This window comes from Bradyrhizobium sp. USDA 3311 (genome assembly GCF_054062495.1).
This window is the reverse complement of the sequence record NZ_JBSSFI010000001.1, coordinates 8059218-8078847: the sequence shown is the minus strand read 5'-3', so window position 1 is coordinate 8078847 and position 19630 is coordinate 8059218. Positions and strand designations below refer to the sequence as shown.

Annotated in this window: 17 protein-coding genes; 12 read left to right on the top strand and 5 right to left on the bottom strand. The window is 65.5% G+C overall.

What is annotated here, in order from left to right; genetic code table 11:
* Positions 1-65 precede the first annotated feature (65 nt).
* On the top strand, positions 66-1349 hold the full coding sequence (locus tag ACVWW6_RS38485; RefSeq protein ID WP_028174752.1) for a TRAP transporter large permease: 1284 nt from the start codon (positions 66-68) through the stop codon (positions 1347-1349).
* 241 nt (positions 1350-1590) lie between these two features.
* Positions 1591-3519 (top strand): alkyl/aryl-sulfatase, encoded by a 1929-nt coding sequence (locus ACVWW6_RS38480; RefSeq protein ID WP_456682593.1) that lies wholly within the window; start codon positions 1591-1593, stop codon positions 3517-3519.
* 200 nt (positions 3520-3719) lie between these two features.
* Here ACVWW6_RS38480 and ACVWW6_RS38475 read toward each other — a convergent pair whose 3' ends face one another.
* Entirely contained in the window at positions 3720-4790 is a 1071-nt protein-coding gene (locus ACVWW6_RS38475) for a glycosyltransferase family 4 protein (RefSeq protein WP_028174754.1), read from the bottom strand.
* A gap of 277 nt (positions 4791-5067) precedes the next feature.
* Here ACVWW6_RS38475 and ACVWW6_RS38470 point away from each other — a divergent pair, with 277 nt between their 5' ends.
* The 4 genes from ACVWW6_RS38470 to ACVWW6_RS38455 are packed head-to-tail and all read left to right on the top strand — an operon-like array spanning position 5068 to position 10968.
* Positions 5068-6831, top strand: a complete 1764-nt coding sequence (locus ACVWW6_RS38470; RefSeq protein ID WP_011085538.1) for an ABC transporter ATP-binding protein — start codon at positions 5068-5070, stop codon at positions 6829-6831.
* Positions 6832-6888: 57 nt separating this feature from the next.
* Positions 6889-9093, top strand: a complete 2205-nt coding sequence (locus ACVWW6_RS38465; protein ID WP_456682592.1) for an amylo-alpha-1,6-glucosidase — start codon at positions 6889-6891, stop codon at positions 9091-9093.
* 22 nt (positions 9094-9115) lie between these two features.
* Complete coding sequence (locus ACVWW6_RS38460; RefSeq protein ID WP_028174756.1) at positions 9116-9649, top strand: PRC-barrel domain-containing protein; 534 nt, start codon at positions 9116-9118, stop codon at positions 9647-9649.
* Positions 9650-9672: 23 nt separating this feature from the next.
* Positions 9673-10968, top strand: coding sequence for an MFS transporter (locus ACVWW6_RS38455; protein ID WP_038965827.1), 1296 nt, complete (start codon positions 9673-9675; stop codon positions 10966-10968).
* Between the two features lie 63 nt (positions 10969-11031).
* On the opposite strand, the gene ACVWW6_RS38450 is transcribed toward ACVWW6_RS38455, so the two are convergent.
* From ACVWW6_RS38450 to fixL, 4 genes are all read right to left on the bottom strand, one after another.
* Positions 11032-11730 carry a helix-turn-helix domain-containing protein gene (locus ACVWW6_RS38450; RefSeq protein WP_028174758.1) on the bottom strand — a complete coding sequence of 233 codons (699 nt, stop codon included), beginning with the start codon at positions 11728-11730 and terminating at the stop codon, positions 11032-11034.
* A 103-nt stretch (positions 11731-11833) separates the two neighbouring features.
* Positions 11834-12250: a response regulator gene (locus ACVWW6_RS38445; RefSeq protein ID WP_011085543.1), complete on the bottom strand. Its 417-nt coding sequence runs from the start codon at positions 12248-12250 to the stop codon at positions 11834-11836.
* A gap of 43 nt (positions 12251-12293) precedes the next feature.
* Entirely contained in the window at positions 12294-12911 is a 618-nt protein-coding gene (gene fixJ / locus ACVWW6_RS38440; protein WP_011085544.1) for a response regulator FixJ, read from the bottom strand.
* A gap of 3 nt (positions 12912-12914) precedes the next feature.
* Positions 12915-14432 (bottom strand): sensor protein FixL, encoded by a 1518-nt coding sequence (gene fixL / locus ACVWW6_RS38435; RefSeq protein ID WP_456682591.1) that lies wholly within the window; start codon positions 14430-14432, stop codon positions 12915-12917.
* Positions 14433-14639: 207 nt separating this feature from the next.
* Here fixL and ACVWW6_RS38430 point away from each other — a divergent pair, with 207 nt between their 5' ends.
* The 6 genes from ACVWW6_RS38430 to ccoP all read left to right on the top strand — a co-directional run bounded on the left by ACVWW6_RS38430 (position 14640) and on the right by ccoP (position 19600).
* Positions 14640-15473 (top strand): universal stress protein, encoded by an 834-nt coding sequence (locus ACVWW6_RS38430; protein ID WP_304551437.1) that lies wholly within the window; start codon positions 14640-14642, stop codon positions 15471-15473.
* A gap of 38 nt (positions 15474-15511) precedes the next feature.
* Positions 15512-15937, top strand: a complete 426-nt coding sequence (locus tag ACVWW6_RS38425; protein WP_011085547.1) for a CBS domain-containing protein — start codon at positions 15512-15514, stop codon at positions 15935-15937.
* A 209-nt stretch (positions 15938-16146) separates the two neighbouring features.
* Complete coding sequence (gene ccoN, locus ACVWW6_RS38420) at positions 16147-17796, top strand: cytochrome-c oxidase, cbb3-type subunit I (RefSeq protein ID WP_092185853.1); 1650 nt, start codon at positions 16147-16149, stop codon at positions 17794-17796.
* 12 nt (positions 17797-17808) lie between these two features.
* Positions 17809-18543 (top strand): cytochrome-c oxidase, cbb3-type subunit II, encoded by a 735-nt coding sequence (ccoO, locus tag ACVWW6_RS38415; RefSeq protein ID WP_011085549.1) that lies wholly within the window; start codon positions 17809-17811, stop codon positions 18541-18543.
* Between the two features lie 13 nt (positions 18544-18556).
* Positions 18557-18721 (top strand): CcoQ/FixQ family Cbb3-type cytochrome c oxidase assembly chaperone, encoded by a 165-nt coding sequence (locus ACVWW6_RS38410; protein ID WP_015687703.1) that lies wholly within the window; start codon positions 18557-18559, stop codon positions 18719-18721.
* Between the two features lie 6 nt (positions 18722-18727).
* Positions 18728-19600 carry a cytochrome-c oxidase, cbb3-type subunit III gene (gene ccoP, locus ACVWW6_RS38405; RefSeq protein WP_028174762.1) on the top strand — a complete coding sequence of 291 codons (873 nt, stop codon included), beginning with the start codon at positions 18728-18730 and terminating at the stop codon, positions 19598-19600.
* Positions 19601-19630: the final 30 nt, after the last annotated feature.

Here is a 19630-nt window from a genome sequence, read left to right as displayed (position 1 = left end):
CGCCGATCCTGATCTTCGCCATGTGCCTCGCCGAGAAGTTCGGCGTGGTGCTGCTGCCGCACTGGATGCGGGCCGCGACCGTCTTCGCGCTGCTGATCGCGCTGATGCTGACCGGCATCCCGGTCTCGATCGCGCTCGGCCTCACCGTGATGACGTTCCTGTTCACGCTGACCACGGTGCCGATCGAGGCGGTTTCGATGAAGCTCTTCACGGGCATCGAGGGCTTCGAGATCATGGCGATCCCGTTCTTCATCCTCGCCGGCAATTTCCTCACCCATGGCGGCGTCGCGCGCCGCATGATCAATTTCGCGACCTCGCTGATCGGCCACTGGCACGGCGGTCTCGGCCTTGCCGGCATCGTCGCCTGCGCGATGTTCGCGCTGGTCTGCGGCTCGAGCGTCGCGACCGTCGCCGCGATCGGCGCGATCGTGCTGCCCGAGATGGTCCGCCACGGCTATCCCATGCATTTCGGCGCCGGCATCATCACGGTCGCGGGCTCCCTCGGCATCCTGATGCTGCCGTCGATCCCGAAGATCGTCTACGCCGTCTCGACCAATACCTCGATCGGCGCGCTGTTCGTCGCGGGCCTCTTGCCCGGCATCATGCTGACGACGATGCTCTGTATCGTCACCTGGTGGCTCGCGCGCAAGCGCGACTATCCGCGGATGCCGAAGGCGAGCTGGGGCGAGACCGTCCGCACCTTCCGCGAGAGCATCTGGGGATTGATGCTGGTCGTCATCATCATCGGCGGCATCTACAGCGGCCTGTTCACCGCCACCGAGGCGGCGGCGATGGCCGCGGTCTACTCCTTCGTCATCGCGGTGTTCGTGTACAAGGCCATCGGGCTGAAGGACGTGCCGCGGGTGCTGCTCCGCGCCGCCAACACCAGCGCGATGCTGCTCTACATCGTCACCAACGCGGTGCTGTTCTCCTTCGTGCTCTCCAACGAGAACCTGCCGGCGACGCTTGCCGACTGGATCGCCGCGCAGAACCTCGGCTGGGTCGGCTTCCTGCTGGTGGTGAACGTGCTGCTGCTGCTCGCCGGAAACTTCATGGAGCCGAACTCCATCATCCTGATCATGGCGCCGATCCTGGCGCCGGCGGCTAAGAAGCTCGGCATCGACCTCGTGCATTTCGGCATCGTGATGGACGTCAACATGGAGGTAGGCCTTTGCCATCCGCCTGTCGGCCTCAACCTCTATGTCGCCTCGATGATCGCGCGAATGCGAATAACCGAGCTCGCGGTCGCGGTGCTGCCGTGGCTGATCACCATGCTCGGCTTCCTCGTCATCGTGACGTACTGGCCCGATTTGACGCTGTGGCTGCCGCGGGTGCTGGGGATGCATTAGCGAGGGCGGCGAATTCGGTCCCTCTCCCGCTGTGGGAGAGGGTGTCTTCGCGAAGCCGAGTGAGGGGTTCTCACCGCGACTCCCATCACAAGTGAGTTTGCGGAGACAACCCCTCATCCGGCGCTTCGCGACACCTTCTCCCACAAGGGAGAAGAGAAGGACGCCTGTGCGGCCTCCGCCAATGATGGCAATCACCCGCGAGATGCGGTTAGATGCGCGCAACAGGCCGGAGGAAACCAAAATGACTGAACTCAGCCGCTCGCCAAAGGACGCGACGCCGTCCGTCATCGCGCAGCATACGGCGATGCTGAATGCGCTGCCGTTTTCCGACACGCGGGATTTCGACGATGCCGCGCGCGGCTTTCTCGGCACGATCGAGAATGCGGCGATCACCAACCCGCAGGGGCGGACGGTCTGGAGCCTCGAGCCCTACGGCTTTCTCTCGGCCGAGGAAGCGCCGCCCACGGTCAATCCCAGCCTGTGGCGGCAGTCGCGCCTCAACATGCAGCATGGGCTGTTCGAGGTGGTGCCCGGCGTCTACCAGGTGCGCGGGCTCGACATCGCCAACATGACGCTGATCGAGGGCGACAGCGGCGTCATCGTCGTGGACACGCTGACCTCGATCGAAGGCGCGCGCGCCGCGCTCGATCTCTACTTCAGGCATCGCGGCATGAAGCCGGTGGCCGCCGTCATCTTCACCCACACCCACACCGACCATTGGGGCGGCGCGCGCGGCGTGCTGGAGGAGGACGCGCTCGCCACGGGACGCGTGCCGATCATCGCGCCGAACCTGTTCATGGAGCACGCCGTCTCCGAGAACATCATCGCGGGGCCGGCAATGCTGCGCCGGGCGCAATATCAGTTCGGCCCGTTCCTCGCCAAGGGCGTGCGCGGGCAGGTCGATTGCGGGCTCGGCAAGTCGATGGCGGCGGGTTCGGTCGCGCTGCTGCGCCCGACCGATCTGATCATGGCGACCGGCGACAGGCGCGTCATCGACGGCGTCGAATTCGAATTCCAGATGGCGCCGAACAGCGAGGCTCCGGCGGAGATGCACTTCTTCATTCCGCGCTACAAGCTGTTGAACCTCGCGGAGAACTGCACCCACAATTTCCACAATCTGCTGCCGTTCCGCGGCGCCGACGTGCGCGATGCGCTGGCCTGGTCGAAATACCTGGGCGAGGCCCTGCGGCTGTGGGACGGCAAGGCGGAGGCGATGTGCGGCCAGCATCACTGGCCGGTGTGGGGACGCGAGCGCATCGGCACCATGATCCGGCAGCAGCGCGATCTCTACAAGTTCGCGCATGACCAGACCATCCGCTTGATGAACCATGGCCTGACCGCCGCCGAGATCGCCGAAACGATCCAGCTGCCGAAGAGCCTGGAAGGCGCCTGGCACGGCCGCGGCTATTACGGCCACATCCGCCACAATGTGAAGGCGATCTACCAGAAATATCTCGGCTGGTACGACGCCAATCCGGTCAATCTCGATCCGCTGCCGCCGGTCGCCTCGGGCAAGAAATATGTCGAGTACATGGGCGGCGCCGACGCGATTCTCGCGCGCGCTCGGACGGACTTCGACAAGGGCGAATTCCGCTTCGTCGCGCAGGCGCTCGGCCATCTTGTCTTCGCCGAGCCTGACAACGCGGCGGCACGCAGCCTGCTGGCCGATACGCTGGAGCAGCTCGGCTACGCCGCCGAGAGCGCGACCTGGCGCAACGCCTATCTGTTCGGCGCCCAGGAGTTGCGCCAGGGCATGCCGAAGGCCCCACCGCGCCCGCCGATGCCGCGCGAGACGCTGGCGGCGCTGCGCACCGAACAGCTCTGGGACGTGCTCGGCATCCGACTCAACGGCCCGAAGGCGGAAGGCAAGCACATCGTGCTGAACTGGCGCTTCTCCGACACCGGCGAGACCTTCGTGCTCAACCTGGAAAACTGCGCGCTCACCTATAGCGAGGGCGTGCAGGCGGAAAACGCCGATGCGAGCTTCACGCTGGCGCGCGCGACGCTCGACGAGGTGATCGCGAAGCTGACGAGCTTTCCGGAGGCGGTGGCCGCCGGCAAGGTCCAGCTCGCCGGCAACCCGATGCGGCTGGCCGAGCTGATGGGCCTGATGGACGAGTTTCCACGCATGTTCGAGATCGTGGAGCCGAAGCGGGCGGCGGTGGGGTAGGCGAGTGCGCCGTTGATTCCGTTCTTCCCTTCTCCCCTTGTGGGAGAAGGTGGCGCGAAGCGCCGGATGAGGGGTCTCTTTCCGCGGGAATGCCTTCGGGTGTGGAGGCAACCCCTCACCCAAACGAGTTTGAGGCTTGGCTGTCGCAGCCCTCTCCCACAAGGGGAGAGGGCACTTCGACTGGCAGCGGCGTAGAAGTGCTACTCCGCGCTGCTCACCAGCTTGATCTTCGGTGCCTGCGCTTCCGTCAGGCTGCGATAGGCCGCGAGATAGTCCAGCGCCATTCGCCGCGCCGTGAAGCGCTTTTCGAACTGCTTGCGGATCGCCGCGCGGTCCAGTTGCGGAAGGCGCTTGACGACGCCGGCGGCGCTGATGATGTCCTCGACGACGAAGCCGGTCAGGCCCTCGTCGATGATCTCCGGCACCGAGCCGCGGTTGAAGGCGACGACCGGCGTTCCGCAGGCCATGGCTTCGATCATCACGAGGCCGAACGGCTCGGGCCAGTCGATCGGCAGCAGAAGTCCGAGCGCACCGCTCAAGAATTCCGACTTCTCGTGATCGCTGATCTCGCCGATGAACTCCACCAGCGGATTGTTCGCGATCATCGGCCGGATCAGCTCGTCGTAATAATCCTGGTCGGCGCGATCGACCTTGGCCGCGATCTTCAGCGGGATGCCGCAATGGGTCGCGATCTTGATGGCGCGGTCGACGCCCTTCTCCGGCGCGATGCGGCCGAGCACGGCGAGATATTCCTGCCTGGCCGGCTTCGGCGTCAGCAAGTTCTCCGGCAGGCCGTGATGGATCGTCGTCACCCAGTTCGCCTGCGGCACCGGCCGCCGCTGGGCATTCGAGATCGAGATCACCGGCATCTTGGAGAAGATGTTGAACACCGGCTGATGCTCCGGCAGGTCGAGCCGGCCGTGCAGCGTGGTCAGGAACGGTGTGGGCTGCCGGTGGAACAGCGACCAAGGATAATAGTCGAGATGGAAGTGGAGGAAGTCGAACTCCTCGTCGTCACATTTCTGCCGCACGCGCTCCAGCAGCACCATGTGCAACGCGTTGGGATCGCGCACGGAACCGTCGAGGCGAAGCGCCCGCGGCCAGAGGGCGTCCAGCTTCGCCGACGTCTGCGAGTCGCCGCTGGCGAACAGCGTCACGTCATGTCCCAGGGCCACCAGCTCTTCCGTCAACCAATGCACCACCCGCTCGGTGCCGCCATACAGCTTGGGTGGAACAGCCTCCGTCAACGGAGCTACCTGCGCGATGCGCATCTCGCCTTCTCCTCTGCGATCATGAACGTTGGAAACCCCCAACCTGTACGGCACCGGCCATGCCAGCGAAGGGAACGTTCCCGCACTTGCGAAGTTCCTCTCAACAAACGTTACATATTCGACACATCGCGCGCCTGTCTCGATGCTGCCATCTCCTCTTCGCAGATCGTCCGCATCCGCATGTCGTGATCGCCTGGCCCGGAACCCGGGCGAAGTGGTCGATGTTCAGTCGGCTGGTACAAAAAAACTCTAATCAACACGACGGGGCGATAGCCATATGGATCATCTTTCTGGATACGCGCGCAGGCCATTCGCCTTTGTCTTGCGCTATCTTCGGCGACGGCTTGCCTCGCACCTGGTGATCCTGACCGCTGTTGTCGCAGCCGTTGCCTGCTCGGTAGGCACGCAGTATGGCGTCAAATCCCTGGTCGACAGCCTGTCGGCGGGAACCGCGCATGGCGGGAGCGTATGGCTGGCATTCATTCTGCTCATGTCGCTGATCGCCGCCGACAACTTCCTGTGGCGGATCGCGAGCTGGACGGCGAGCTTTACGTTCGTTCGCGTCACCGGCGATCTGCGCCGGGACATCTTTCGCCATCTGACCGGACACGCGCCGAGCTACTTCTCCGATCGTATGCCTGGCATGCTGACCAGCCGTATCACGGCAACATCGAACGCGGTGTTCACGGTCGAGAACATGTTCGTCTGGAACGTGCTGCCGCCGTGCATTGCCACAATTGCGGCAATCATGCTGATTGGAACCGTCAGCCCCTACATGGCGCTCGGCCTGATCGTGGTCGCGGGCGGCATGGTGATTGCGATGTTCCATCTGGCCGCGGCCGGCAAGCCGCTGCATGACGACTTTGCCGACAAGGCCGCCGTCGTCGACGGCGAGATGATCGACGTCATCAGCAACATGCCGCTGGTCCGGGCCTTCTGCGGCATCAGCCACGAGCACGAGCGGTTCGACGCGACCGTGAATCGGGAACTCACCGCGCGCGGCCGCAGCCTGCGCTATCTGGAGAAGCTGCGGCTCACGCATGCCGGCGTGACCGTCGTGCTCACCATTGCGCTGATGGCCTGGGCGATCACGCTCTGGCAGGACGGTGAGGCGACGACCGGCGACGTCGTGCTGGTCTGCACCCTCGGCCTGTCCATTCTCAACGCGACGCGCGACCTCGCCGTGGCGCTGGTCGACGTGACCCAGCATGTCGCGCGCCTGACCGAGGCGATCGCGACGCTGCTGGTGCCGCACGACTTGCGCGATCACCCCGAGGCCGAGCCGCTGGTCAAGAGCGGCGCCGCGATCGCGTTCAACAACGTCACCTTCGGCTATCCCGGCGGCGAGAAGATTTTCGAGCGGTTCAGCCTGCGGCTCCAGCCCGGCCAGCGCGTCGGCCTGGTCGGCCAGTCCGGCGGCGGCAAGTCGACGCTGTTCACGCTGCTGCAGCGCTTCTACGACGTGGACGAAGGCAGCGTCACCGTCGACGGCCAGGACATCGCGATGGTGACCCAGCTCAGCCTGCGTGAAGCGATCTCCGTCGTGCCGCAGGACATTTCCCTGTTCCACCGCTCCATTCGCGAGAACATCCGCTACGGCCGGCCGAACGCGACCGACGACGAGGTGCTGCGCGCGGCGATCGCGGCGCGCTGCGATTTCATCGATAGCCTGCCGGAAGGTCTCGACACCATGGTTGGCGACCGCGGCGTCAAGATGTCCGGCGGTCAGCGCCAGCGCATCGCGATCGCACGGGCCTTCCTGAAGGACGCGCCGATCCTGCTGCTGGACGAGGCCACCGCGGCGCTCGACAGCGAATCCGAGGAGGCGATCCGCGAGGCGCTGACGCGCCTGATGCGCGGCCGCACCGTGATCGCGATCGCGCACCGCCTCGCGACCCTGCGCAATTTCGACCGCGTGATCGTATTGAAGGGTGGTAAGATCATCGAGGACGGCTCGCCCGAGCGTCTGATGCAGGGCCATGGGCCCTATCGGGAGCTGGTGACGCAGGAAATGAGCCGGCTCGCGCAAGCCGCCGCGTAAACCCGACAGTCGCGTTCGCGTTGGTTGCGTTTCCAAACAGGCGCAGGGGAGCAGCTCATGGCAGCCGAAGTCGTCACCAAGTTCGTCTCTGTGGCGCGGACCGTGGAGCAGGTCGCGGAGCAGCCGTTCTATATCCCGATGACGGGGCCGTCGGCGCGGCCGCGGCGCTCGCTCAAGCACGACGACACCTTCATCGTGCTCGACAGCCATGGCGACATCGGTGCATCGGCCGGCGGGCCGGACGGCCTGTTTCACCATGACACGCGCTACCTCGCGCGGCTGGAGCTCGTGCTCGACGATCTCCAGCCCCTGCTGCTCGGCTCCAACCTGCGCGACGACAATTCGGCGCTGACCGTCGATCTGACCAACCCCGACATCTACCGTCAGGGCAGCCTCGCGCTGCAAAAGGACCTGCTGCACATCGTGCGCACGATCTTCCTGTGGCGCGGCACCGCCTATCAGCGCATCGGCGTGCAGAACCACGGCGACCGGCCGGCCGGCTTCGAGCTGACGCTGCTGTTCGACAATGATTTTGCCGATCTGTTCGAGGTCCGCGGCGAGCGGCGCCCGCGCCGCGGGACCGGCGCCAGCCGCCTGCTCGGGCCGACCGACGTCCTGTTCGAATATCGCGGCCTCGACGATGCCGAGCGCACCACCGGCCTGCATTTCGACCCGCGTCCGACGCGGCTGTCCGTCAACGCCGCCACCTGGCAGCTCGAGCTCGATCCGCATCAGTCGAAATCGCTGTTCGTGGCTGCGTCCTGCAACCGGCCGGTGGCGGAGAAGCCGACGCGCTTCTTCAGGGGTCTGCTGGCCCACCGCCGCGAGATGCGCCACTCGACCATGGGCGCGGCCAGCATCGAGACCTCCAACAACATCTTCAACGAGGTGCTGTGCCAGGCCATGGCCGACCTCAACATGCTGATGACGGAGACGCCGCAGGGCCGTTATCCCTATGCCGGCATTCCCTGGTACTCGACGACCTTCGGCCGCGACGGCCTGATCACCGCGCTCCAGATGCTCTGGGTGGACCCGCGGGTCGCCAAGGGCGTGCTGCGGCGGCTGGCGCATTTCCAGGCGAAGGCGATCGATCCGCTCGCCGATGCCGCGCCCGGAAAGATCCTGCACGAGATGCGCGGCGGCGAAATGGCGGCGCTGCGCGAGGTGCCGTTCTCGCAATATTACGGCAGCGTGGATTCGACCGCCTTGTTCGTGCTGCTCGCCGGAAGCTATTTCGAGCGCACCGGCGACGAGGCGACGTTGATCGAGCTGTGGCCCGCGATCGAGGCCGGGCTGGCGTGGATCGACGGTCCCGGCGATCCCGATCAGGACGGGTTCGTCGAATACCAGCGCGCGACGGAGAAGGGGTTGGCCAACCAGGGCTGGAAGGATTCCTACGATGCGATCTTCCATGCCGACGGCCGGCTCGCGGAGGGCAATATCGCCCTCGCCGAAGTCCAGGGCTACGTCTATGCGGCCAAGCAGCTTGCCGCGCGTTGCGCGCTGCGGCTCGGCAAGCCGGACCGCGTGCGCAAGCTCGAGGCCGAGGCCAAGGCGCTGGCCGCGCGCTTCGAGCAGGCGTTCTGGTGCGAGGAGCTCGGCACCTACGCGCTTGCCCTCGACGGCGACAAGCGGCCCTGCAAGGTGCGGACCTCGAATGCCGGGCAGATCCTGTTCAGCGGCATGATTCGCGAGGACCGCGCCCGTCTCGTCGCCGCCGACCTGATGCAGCCGCATTTTTTCTCGGGCTGGGGCATCCGCACGGTCGCGCAGGGCGAGGTGCGCTACAATCCGATGTCCTATCATGACGGCTCGATCTGGCCGCACGACAACGCGCTGATTGCGCTCGGGCTCGCGCGCTACGGGCTCAAGCATTCGGTGGCGCATGTCTTCAGGGGGCTGTTCGACGCCGCGACCTACATGGATCTGCGCCGGCTGCCCGAATTGTTCTGCGGCTTCCGGCGCGAGAAGCGGCGCGGTCCGACGCTCTATCCGGTCGCCTGCGCGCCGCAGGCCTGGGCCAGCGCGACGCCGTTCACGCTGCTGGAGGCGGCGCTGGGCATCGAGTTCGACGTGGCGCGCGGCGAGATCCGCCTGCGCAATCCGCATCTGCCGGCGTTTCTGAACGAGGTCATCGTGCACGATCTGCGTCTGGGCGAGTCCAGCGTGGACCTGCGCGTCAGCCGCCACGGCGAAGACGTGGCGCTGGAGGTATTGCGCACGCGCGGACAGATACAGGTGTCGATCGTGCTGGCGCGCTGACGGCGCGCCGCGAGGAGGGTTCATGCGTACCGCCGGATGGTTGGCCTTGAGCGTCGCGATCGTCGCGGGATGGACGGTCGCGGTATCGCGCGCCGCGGAGGAACAGCCCGTGGCGCCAAGTACACCGCGAAGCGAAGCGAACGCGCCGGCGACGGCCCAGCCGCCGGCCTCGGCGGTGCAAGTCACGCCGAAGGATGCCGCGCCGCCGCCGTCGGTGACCATCATCGGCGCGAGCGATGCGCACGGCGTGCTCGGCCGCGACGTGCTCAGCGCCGCGAACGAGGACATGGGCCGCATCGTCGACGTCATCGTCGATCGGAGCGGGCACGTGCGTGCCGCCGTGATCGATTTCGGCGGCTTCCTCGGCGTCGGCAGCCGCAAGATCGTGGTGGACTGGAACGCGATGCGGTTCGGCAAGATCGCCAACAAGAAGGACAGCATCACGCTGGAATTGACCAAGGCGCAGGTTGCGGCCGCGCCGGAATACAAGGAAGACACGCCGATGGTGGTGCTCGGCGCATCCGGGAGCCTGCAACCGCTGCAAGCGATTCAGTGAGGCGCGGGGAGGGATGGCCGCCGGTGCTGTTGTCGAGAAAGCCGAACCAAGCAGCCGAGGATCGCGCTCGCGGCGTTGAACAGGACAACGTTGCAGCGCCGTCGGCCGCAGGTCTTCCGGCACCGTCGCGCCGGAGCCTGCGCGGCCTCGACTGGTTCATCTTCTTCCTCGCCGACGTGCAGACCGGCTTCGGCCCCTTCATCGCGGTTTATCTGACGACGGAAAAATGGACGCAGGGCCAGATCGGCCTCGTGCTGTCGATCGGCGGCATCGTCGCCCTGATCGGGCAGATGCCGGGCGGGGCGATCATCGACGCGGCAAAATCCGAGCGGCTGGTCGCCGCCCTTGCCATCGCGACCATCGGCGGCTGCGCGCTCGCCTATGCCGCCATGCCGATCTTCCCCGTGGTCGTGACCGCCGCGACGCTGCATGCGGCGGCGAGCTGCGTGCTGGGCCCGGCGATCGCCGCGATCAGCCTCGGCCTCGTCGGTCCGCTCGCGATCGGCGAGCGGCTCGGCCGCAACGCGCGGTTTGCCTCCCTCGGCAATGGCGTTGCCGCCGCCGTGATGGGCACGGCCGGCTATCTGCTGTCGAGCCGCTCGGTCTTCCTGGTCACGTTCCTGCTCGCGATCCCCACCCTGATCGCGCTGTCGCGCATCCGCGAGGAGGAGGTCGATATCGCGCGCTGCCACGGCGAGATGCCGCGCGAGGCGCAGGATCGCGGCGACACCAATGTCTGGCATCTGATCCGGCAGCGGCCGCTGATCGTCTTCGCGCTCAGTGTGCTGTTGTTGCAGCTCGCAAACGCCGCGATGATGCCGCTGATGGCGAGCGCGGTGACGGCGCGGTCGAGCCAGTGGGCGACGGTGCTGGTCGCCTTTTGCATCGTCGTCCCGCAGGCGATCGTGGCGCTATTGTCGCCAACCGTCGGGCGCAAGGCGCAAGCGTGGGGCCGCAGGCCGCTGCTGCTGATCGGATTCGGCGCGCTGGTGATCCGCGGCCTGCTGTTCGCGACCGTGCGCGATCCATATCTGCTGGTCGCGGTGCAGGTGTTCGACGGCATCACCGCGGCGGTGTTCGCGGTGATGATTCCGCTGATCGTCGCCGACGTCGCCTTCGGCAGCGGTCACTTCAATCTGGCGCAGGGCATCGTCGGCACTGCGACCGGGATCGGTGCGTCGCTGAGCACGGCGCTCGGCGGCTATGTCAGCGACAAGTTCGGCAACGCCACCGCCTTCATCGGCCTGTCCGGCGTTGCCGCGACAGGGCTCCTTTTGATCCTCCTCGTGATGCCGGAGACCCGGCGCACCACGCTCTGAACCGCAAAAGAAATGGACGGCCGAAACGGGTTCGGCCGGCCAAGTGGGTGGGGAGGAAGACGATCAGGCGTCGAGATTGTGCAGGCGCTGGCGGTTGCGCAGCACGATCTGGCGGGCGCCGGAGAAGCCGAGAATGCCCTGGGTGTGAAGCTGCGACAGCGCGCGCGACACGGTTTCGAGGGTGAGGCCGAGATAGTCGCCGATATCGCGGCGGCACATCGGCAGCGCCATCATGCCGGCAACGGCGAGACGGCGGTCCATTTCGAGCAGGAAGGTCGCGACGCGCTCCATCGCGGTCTTGCGGCCGAGCAGCAGCATGTGATCCTCGGCGTGGCGAAGTTCGCCGGCGGTCATCGCCCAGAGCTTGCGGGCAACCTGCACGTCGATGCCGGCGGCCTTCTCGAGGCTCGAGCGTTTCACGAGGCGCACGCTGGTGTCGATGATGGCTTCGGCGGCAAGACGGTGGCTGGGGCCGGATTCGAGGCCGAACACGTCGCCGGGAAGATGGAAGGCGCCGATCTGGCGGCGGCCGTCGGAGAGAAGCTTGTAGCTGCGCACGGCCCCGGTGACGACCTGGTAGACATATTCGGCCGGCTCGTCCTCGCCATAGATCTCCTCGTCCTTGCGGTAGGAGAATTCGGTGGCGACGAGGCCAACATGGCCCGTGATCGCACCGAACTGGTCGGACACCTGATGGGGCGGGGCAATCTTGCCACCGATTTGGGTGTTGATCACCTGGGTCTTGAGTGTCTGGGTCAGCATCTGCGCCATCTCCGTTGTGATGACGCATTGGTACGCGGTATCGGGAGGTTCGAAAATTTCGAGCGATATCTTAAGGGGGGTGCCTTACGTAGAACCCCGTAGGTCACGCCCGAGGCCGGTCCTGGATGGCGCGGCGGATACGCTTGAGCAGGTTTTCGTCGAGAAGCGGCTTCAAAACCACGTCTTTTACGCCGGCCGCGGCGGCCCGGGTCGAGATGTTTTCGTCCGGATAGCCGGTGATCAGGATCACGGGCGTTTCGCCGTCCGATTTACGCAGGCGGCTGGCGAGCTCGATTCCATTGATGTCGGGCATCTTGTAGTCGATCACGTAGCAGTCGGCCCCGGGCGCGCCGCCGGCATTGAGCAGCGCCGTGCCGCTCCTGAAGGTCCGCACGGCAAAGCCGTCGGTTTCCAGCAGGAACCGCAGGGATCCCAGGACTGCGGCGTCATCATCGACCACAAAGACGGTGGGTTTTGTGGAGGACGGCAGCCGCTCGTGATGTGAACTGACCTCGATCATGCTGCATGGCTAGCACAGCATCCGGCAAGGGCCTTGACTTGGCTCAATCGTTGAGCATGCCGGCGCGCATCGCGAGGCGAACCAGCTCCGAAAGGCTGTTGGCCTGCATCTTGGTCATGACGTTGGCCCGATACACCTCGATGGTGCGCGGGCTGATGTCGTACTCGCGGGCGATCAGCTTGTTGGAAAGGCCGGCGATCAGCCCTTCCATGACCTGGCGCTCCCTGGGGCTCAACGAGGCGACGCGGGCGGCGATATCCTGCGCGACGGCCTCGCTCTTGGCGGCCGGCTCGGCCTGGCGGATCGCCGATTCGATCATGGCGGTGAGGCGGTCGTCCTCGAAAGGCTTTTCCAGAAAGTCGACCGCCCCTAACTTCATCGCCTCGACCGCGAGCGGCACGTCGCCGTGACCGGTCATGATGAGGATCGGAAAGGGGCTTTGCTGCGCCTTCATCCGCTTCAACAGCTCGATGCCGTCAAGGCCCGGCATGCGCACGTCGGAGACGACGCAGCCGAAGGAGAGACCCGGCAGGGCGTCGAGAAAGGCTTGCGCGTCGTCAAACAGCGTGACGCCGAAGCCGGCAGAATCCAGCAGGAAATTCAGCGAATCCCGCATCGCCGCGTCGTCGTCGATGACGTAGATATGTCCCTTGGTCGTCATGCATCAATTCTCGTCGGCTGCCGGGAGGGTGAAGCGGAAGGTCGCCCCGCCCGATGCGTTGCTCTCGGCCCACATGCGCCCGCCGTGAGCTTCGATGATCGAGCGGCTGATGGACAGTCCCACGCCCATGCCGGTGTCCTTGGTGGTGAAGAAAGTCTGAAACAGGTTCGGAATGACGTCGTCCTGGAAACCGCTGCCGGTGTCGGACACTTCGACCTCGATCATGTCGTCGGCGGCGGGGGTGTTGGTGACGACGAGCTCGCGTCGCTGCGACTGAGCCATCGCTTCCAGCGCGTTGCGGAACAGGTTGACCAGGACCTGCTGGATCTGCACCCGGTCGGCGAGAACGAGATCGGCGCCCGGATCGAGACTGAAGCGGAGCTGCACGTTCTGCTCGCGCGCGCCGGCAAGCCCGAGCGCGCCGGCCTCCTCGATCAGCTTGGAGAGACTCTCGACCCGCTTCTCCGATTCGCCGCGGGCAACGAAGTCGCGCAGGCGCCGGATGATCTGGCCGGCGCGCAGCGCCTGCTCGGCGGCGCGGTCCAGGGCGCTTTCGACCTTCGGTGTGATCGGATCACTGCTGCCGGCAAGCAGCCGCCGCGAGCCCTTCATGTAGTTGCTGATCGCCGCCAGCGGCTGGTTGAGCTCGTGCGCGAGCGCGGACGCCATTTCGCCCATGGCGCTCAGCCTGGAGACGTGGACGAGCTCGGATTGCAGTTCCTGGAGACGCGCCTGGGTCTGCTGGTGCTCGGTGAGATCGCGGACGAAACCGGTAAAATAGGGCTCGCCGCCGGACTGCATCTCGCCGATCGACAGGTGCATCGGGAAGGTGGTGCCGTCGCGGCGCTTGCCGGTCACGATGCGCCCGATGCCGATGATGTGGGGATCGCTCGTGGTGCGGTAACGCGAAATGTAGCTGTCATGCCGGGAGCGGTCGGGCTCCGGCATCAGGATGTTGACGTTCTGGCCGATCGCCTCGAGCTCGGACCAGCCGAACAGGCGCTCGGCGGCGGTGCTGAACAGCTGGATGATGCCGTGGCCGTCGATGACGATCATGGCGTCGGGAATTGTGTGGAGGATCGAGCGGAGGTGGTTCTCGCGGGTACGGAGCGCACCCTCGACCTGCTTCTCCTCGTCGATATCGAGAAAGATGCCGCTGAGATGGCGGGCGGTGCCGGCTTCGTCCCGAATGAGTCCGGCCCGGGCGCGAATCCACTGTCCTGCGTTGGAGGTGCCGGCGACCCTGAAGGACACGTCGAAGCCGCCACCGCGTTCGGAGACGCGCTTGATCGCGCTCTCCACGCGCTCGCGGTCGTCGGGCTCGAGGCGTGACAGGAAGAGGTCGTAGCTCGCCGGCTGGTCCTGCCCGATTCCGAGCAGGGTCCGCGCGGTATCCGACCAGTCCAGCGCCCAGGTCTTGAGGTCGAGATCCCAGGTGCCGACGCCGAATCCCTCGATCCTGACCCGGAAATGCTCGCCCCGGCCGTCATCCGGCGGATGCGTTACGCGGGTCGGCGCCAAGGTGTCACTCCCATTCTCGTGCCACGGGCCCAGGTGCCGCAACCACGGCGGTAATTTCGCTCAAGCCCGGGCCGGAGGCAAGTTCGGATGTTTGATTCCATTGGCGTAATGCCGGTGGTCCCGGGTGGGCGACGGTTTGATCTATCTCATCCTGCCTCGCGCCGGCACAGCTAGATTTCATAGCAGTTCATTGCCCGGAGAATTCTAATGACATACGCGACCGTGATGGTCAGCTTGGCGCTCGACCAGTCCAACGAGGCGCGTCTTCAGGTCGCGGGCGAGCTCGCCGAGCGATTCGAGGCCGCCATCGTCGGGGTTGCCGCGGCGCAGTTCGCCCCGCCGCTCTATTTCACCGACGGCGCCGCCGCCCAGGGACTGATCGACGAGGGCGAAGCGTCCGTCAGGCGACGGCTGGCGGCTCTGGAGGCGCAATTCCGCGCGGCCACCAGGAATCGCGGCGGGCATGCCGAGTGGCGCAGCGCCATGGATTTTCCGGCGCGATTCGCCCTGGCGCAGGCGCGCTGCGCCGACATCGTCGTCAGCGGCGGGCAGAGCCCGGCCTTCTCCGACGCTTTCGCGCTCGCAAGCCCCAAGGATCTGGTGATGCAGGCCGGCCGCCCGCTTCTCGTCGTCCCCGATGGGGCCAACTGGCTCGACCTGCGCAGCGTGCTGGTGGCCTGGAAGGATACGCCGGAGGCACGGCGGGCGGTGGCGGACGCGCTGCCGATGCTGCGCAAGGCGAGGGACGTCACCATCGCAGCAATTCCGGAGCGCGACGACGACCGCTCGGCCGTGTTGGCCGGCGTCACCGACGTTGCCGCCTGGCTCGCCCGCCACGGCGTCACCGCGACCGCGCGCGTCTCGGAGGCTGCGGGAGACGAACCCGCCGCCGCGCAACTGGAGCAGGTCGCCGGCGACGTCGGAGCCGGCCTGATCGTGGCGGGCGCCTATGGACATTCGCGGTTTCGCGAGCTGATCCTGGGAGGCGTCACCCAGTATCTGGTCACTCAATCCGCCCGTAGCGTGTTGCTGTCGCACTGACGGCCGTTCGGCCAAAAGCTATTCGAGGAGGACGCGCCGTGTACAGATTTCTTGAGCAGACCGTCGACGGCTACATGACGCGCAACGTCAAGACGGTGCAACGTGACATCGACATGCTCGAGCTCAGCGAGATGTTCGAGCGCGACGATTTCAATTCCTATCCGGTCGAGGACGACGGACAGGTGGTCGGCATCGTCACCAAGTTCGACATCCTGAAATGCTTCGCCTTCACGCCGAGCCAGATGCTGCCGCGCTATCATGACCTGATGAGCCGCAAGATCGGCGACGTCATGACGCCGGAGTTCATCTATGTCAGCCCCGACACGCGGCTGACGCGCGTGCTCCAGATCATGGTGGAGCACCGCATCAGGAGCATCATCGTGCTCGACGGCGCGCAGAAGCTCGTCGGCATCATCGCCCGCGAGGACGTCATCGCGGCGCTCAAGGCGACCGCGCGCGACTGACGGGGCCTCCAGTTCCCGCGATTTCAAACTCTGTGATTTCACGGAAGCGATCGGTCGCCGCGCGCGCGGCGCCGGCCGCAGGCGATTGATATGGCTCTCTGATCCGCGAAAGCCTCACATTAACAGAAATCCACCTATCTTGATTTCAATCAATTCCCCGCGAGGGTGAATGTGGTTTCTGGCGCTGTGTTCTTTCAGAGAGAATCCGCATGAGCCAGCCCTCCATCTCCAAATCCATGACCATCGGTGAAAGCGGCCTGGCTGTCGTGTTCGCAGCCACCGCCTTCCTCTGCGTGATCGCCGCGGCCAAGGCGCTCGACGCGCCCTTCGCCTTCCACGCCGCGCTCAGCGCGGCGGCGAGCGTGGCTGCGGTGTTCTGCATCGTCAACCGCTACTTCGAGCGCCCCGCGGCGCTGCCGCCGGCGGAGATCAACGGCCGTCCCAACTACAACATGGGGCCGATCAAGTTCTCCTCCTTCATGGCGATGTTCTGGGGCATTGCCGGCTTCCTCGTCGGCCTCATCATCGCCTCGCAGCTGGCCTGGCCTGCGCTGAACTTCGATCTGCCCTGGATCAGTTTCGGCCGCCTGCGTCCGCTGCACACCTCTGCCGTGATCTTCGCCTTCGGCGGCAACGTGCTGATCGCGACATCCTTCTACGTCGTGCAGAAGTCCTGCCGCGTGCGCCTTGCCGGCGATCTCGCGCCCTGGTTCGTCGTGGTCGGCTACAACTTCTTCATCCTGGTCGCGGGCACCGGCTATCTGCTCGGCGTCACCCAGTCGAAGGAATATGCCGAGCCGGAATGGTACGCCGACCTGTGGCTGACCATCGTCTGGGTCGTCTATCTGCTCGTCTTCCTCGCCACCATCATCAAGCGCAAGGAACCGCACATCTTCGTCGCGAACTGGTTCTATCTCGCCTTCATCGTGACGATCGCGGTACTGCATCTCGGCAACAACCCCGCGCTTCCCGTCTCGGTGTTCGGCTCGAAGTCCTACGTCGCCTGGGGCGGCATTCAGGATGCGATGTTCCAGTGGTGGTACGGCCATAACGCGGTCGGCTTCTTCCTGACCGCCGGCTTCCTCGCCATCATGTACTACTTCATCCCGAAGCGCGCCGAGCGGCCGATCTATTCCTACCGCCTGTCGATCATCCACTTCTGGGCGCTGATCTTCCTCTACATCTGGGCAGGTCCGCACCATCTGCACTACACGGCGCTGCCCGACTGGACGCAGACGCTCGGCATGACCTTCTCGATCATGCTGTGGATGCCCTCCTGGGGCGGCATGATCAACGGCCTGATGACGCTGTCGGGCGCCTGGGACAAGCTGCGCACCGACCCCGTGCTGCGCATGCTCGTGGTCTCCGTCGCCTTCTACGGCATGTCGACCTTCGAAGGCCCGATGATGTCGATCAAGGTGGTCAACTCGCTCAGCCACTACACCGACTGGACCATCGGCCACGTCCACTCCGGCGCGCTCGGCTGGGTCGGCTTCGTCTCCTTCGGCGCGCTGTACTGCCTGGTGCCGTGGGCCTGGAATCGCAAGGGCCTCTACAGCCTGAAGCTCGTCAACTGGCACTTCTGGGTCGCGACCCTCGGCATCGTTCTCTACATCTCGGCGATGTGGGTGTCCGGCATCCTCCAGGGCCTGATGTGGCGCGCCTACACCTCGCTCGGCTTCCTCGAATATTCCTTCATCGAGACCGTCGAGGCGATGCATCCCTTCTACATCATCCGTGCTGCCGGCGGCGGGCTGTTCCTGATCGGCGCGCTGATCATGGCCTACAATCTCTGGATGACCGTTCGCGTCGGCGAGGCGGAAGTCCAGATGCCCGTCGCTCTTCAGCCGGCGGAATGAGGAGCTAAAGCAATGTCGTTCTGGACACGCCACCAAGTCTTCGAAAAGAACTCGATCATCCTGATCGTCGGCATCCTCTTGGTGATCGCGATCGGCGGCCTCGTCGAGATCACTCCGTTGTTCTACCTCAAGAGCACGATCGAGAAGGTCGACGGAGTGAGGCCCTATACGCCGCTGGAGCTCGCCGGCCGCAACGTCTACGTCCGCGAAGGCTGCTATCTCTGCCATTCGCAGATGATCCGGCCGCTGCGCGACGAGGTCGAGCGCTACGGCCACTTCTCGCTGGCCGCCGAGAGCATGTTCGACCATCCGTTCCAGTGGGGCTCCAAGCGCACCGGTCCGGACCTCGCCCGCGTCGGCGCCAAGTACTCCGACGACTGGCACGTCACCCATCTGACCAACCCGCGCGCGATCGTGCCGCAGTCGGTGATGCCGGGATATCCGTTCCTCAGCGCAACCGAAGTCGATCCGGACACCATCGCCGACCACATGCGTACGCTGAGGACCGTCGGCGTGCCCTACACGGACGACCAGATCGCCAACGCGAGCGCCGATCTGAAGGCCCAGGCCGATCCGGACAATGCCGGCGCCGACGCCTTCAACAAGCGCTACGCCAAGGCCGTGGTGCGCAACTTCGACGGCAAGACCGGAACGCCGACCGAGATGGACGCGCTGATCGCGTATCTGCAGATGCTCGGCACGCTGGTCGACTTCAAGATCTACAACGAGAAAGCCAATCTTCGCTGAGAAGGCATCAACGATGAAAGCCATCCTGACCCTCGACAATCTCGCGTCCGGTCTCGTGACCACGATCTGGACGCCGGTGTTCGTCGCGATCTTTCTCGCGATCATCGCCTACGCATTTTGGCCCCGTAACAAGGCTGCGTTCGACGAAGCAGCACACCTGCCGTTGCGGGAGGAGTGAGAGACCATGACCGATCATAGCGAATTCGATTCTGTCTCCGGCAAGACGACGACCGGACATGAGTGGGACGGCATCAAGGAGCTCAACACGCCGCTGCCGCGCTGGTGGGTGATCTGCTTCTACCTCACCATCGTCTGGGCGATCGGCTACTGGATCGTGTATCCGGCCTGGCCGCTGATCTCCAGCAATACCACGGGCCTGTTCGGCTACTCCTCGCGCGCCGACGTCGCGGTCGAGCTCGCCAATCTCGAGAAGATCAGGGGCGACAAGATGGCGGCGCTCGGCGCGGCCTCGCTCGCCGACATCGAGAAGGACCCGGCCCTGCTGGCGCTTGCGCGCGCCAAGGGCAAGACCGTGTTCGGCGACAATTGCGCGCCGTGCCACGGCTCCGGCGGCGCCGGCGCCAAGGGCTTCCCGAACCTGAACGACGACGACTGGCTGTGGGGCGGCACGCTCGACCAGATCATGCAGACCATCCAGTTCGGCGCGCGTTCCGGCCACGCCAAGACGCACGAGGGCCAGATGCTCGCCTTCGGCAAGGACGGCGTGCTGAAGGGTGACGAGATCGTCACGGTCGCCAATTACGTGCGGTCGCTGTCGGGGCTGCCGACCCGCAAGGGTTACGACGCCGCCAAGGGCGAGAAGATCTTCGTCGAGAATTGCGTCGCCTGCCACGGCGACGGCGGCAAGGGCAACCAGGAAATGGGCGCACCGAACCTGACCGACAAGATCTGGCTCTATGGCTCGGACGAGGCTGCCCTGATCGAGACCATCAGCCAGGGCCGCGCCGGCGTCATGCCGGCCTGGGAAGGGCGGCTGGATCCCTCCACCATCAAGGCGATGGCGGTCTACGTCCACTCGCTGGGCGGTGGAAAATAGCAGATCCGCGGCAAACGGGGGCGAACAAAA